Annotated in this window: 2 protein-coding genes; both read right to left on the reverse strand. The window is 64.0% G+C overall.

From position 1 onward, the window contains the following. Positions 1 to 13: 13 nt before the first annotated feature. Positions 14 to 226, reverse strand: coding sequence for a 4-oxalocrotonate tautomerase family protein (locus tag EN969_RS32525; protein ID WP_013530653.1), 213 nt, complete (start codon positions 224 to 226; stop codon positions 14 to 16). 69 nt (positions 227 to 295) lie between these two features. Further along, complete coding sequence (locus EN969_RS32530; RefSeq protein ID WP_024501705.1) at positions 296 to 1,033, reverse strand: SDR family oxidoreductase; 738 nt, start codon at positions 1,031 to 1,033, stop codon at positions 296 to 298. Positions 1,034 to 1,071: the final 38 nt, after the last annotated feature.

The following is a 1,071-nucleotide window of genomic DNA, read 5'->3' on the forward strand; positions in this document are numbered from 1 at the left end:
GTCTAGCCCTGCACTACTCCTTCGCGCGAAAAACTTCCGGCACGACGAACACTTCGTCGGCCCGGCCATAGCCTCCGTCGGCGACCTCCTCGACCAGCACCATCGTGTAGGGGCGCACGCCCTCACCGAAAAAGTCCACGAACATCGCGGTCGTTCGATGGATGAGGTCTTCCTTCTGCGCTTTGGAGAGGGCCGCTTGCGGTAGCTTGATGTTGGCGAATGGCATGATGTTTCCTTAGCTTTTCGAGTGTGGAAGTCAGGCAGTCAGGAGAGCCAAGCCGGCCTGGTTGCCGCCTCAGACCACGCCGCCATTGGCGCGGATGATTTGCCCGTTGACCCAGAAGCTGTCCGGACCGGCCAGGAACGAGACCAGCCCGGCAATGTCGTCGGGCTGGCCGAGCCGGCCGAGCGGGATCATCTTGCCGATGGCCTCGATCTGCGCCTCGCTCTTGCCGTCCGTGAACAGCGCGGTCTCGATCGGTCCGGGCGCCACCGCGTTGACGGTGACACGGCGCGCGCCAAGCTCCTTGGCCAGGATGTGGGTCATCGCCTCGACACCCGCCTTTGTGGCGGCGTAAACGCCGTAGCCCGACTGATAGAGACCGACGACGCTGCTGGAAAAATTGATCATGCGGCCGCCGTCGCGAAGCCGGCGCGCACCTTCCCGCATGCCGCGAAACACGCCGCCGAGATTGATCGCGATCTGGGTGTCGAACGAAGCATCGTCGGTCTGCGCGATCGGCGAAATCTTCATGATGCCGGCATTGTTGACGAGGATGTCGATGCCGCCGAACGCCTTCTCGCCGGCGTCGAACAGCACGGCGATGCCGTTCGGATTGGCGATATCGGCCTGCACGGCGATCGCCCTGCCGCCGCCGGTCTCGATCGCGCGGACCAGTTCTTCGGCCTCCGCACGGCCCCGTGCATAGTTGACGACAACGGCGACGCCGTCACGGGCGAGCCGCTGTGCGATGGCGGCGCCGATGCCTTTGGAGGCGCCGGTCACGATCGCGGTTCTGGTTTGATTTGTCATCGAAGTCTCTCCGCGTTGTTGGTGACACGGATATAGGC

Source organism: Mesorhizobium sp. M7A.F.Ca.CA.003.01.2.1, assembly GCF_003998945.1.
GTDB classification, from domain to species: Bacteria; Pseudomonadota; Alphaproteobacteria; order Rhizobiales; family Rhizobiaceae; genus Mesorhizobium; species Mesorhizobium ciceri.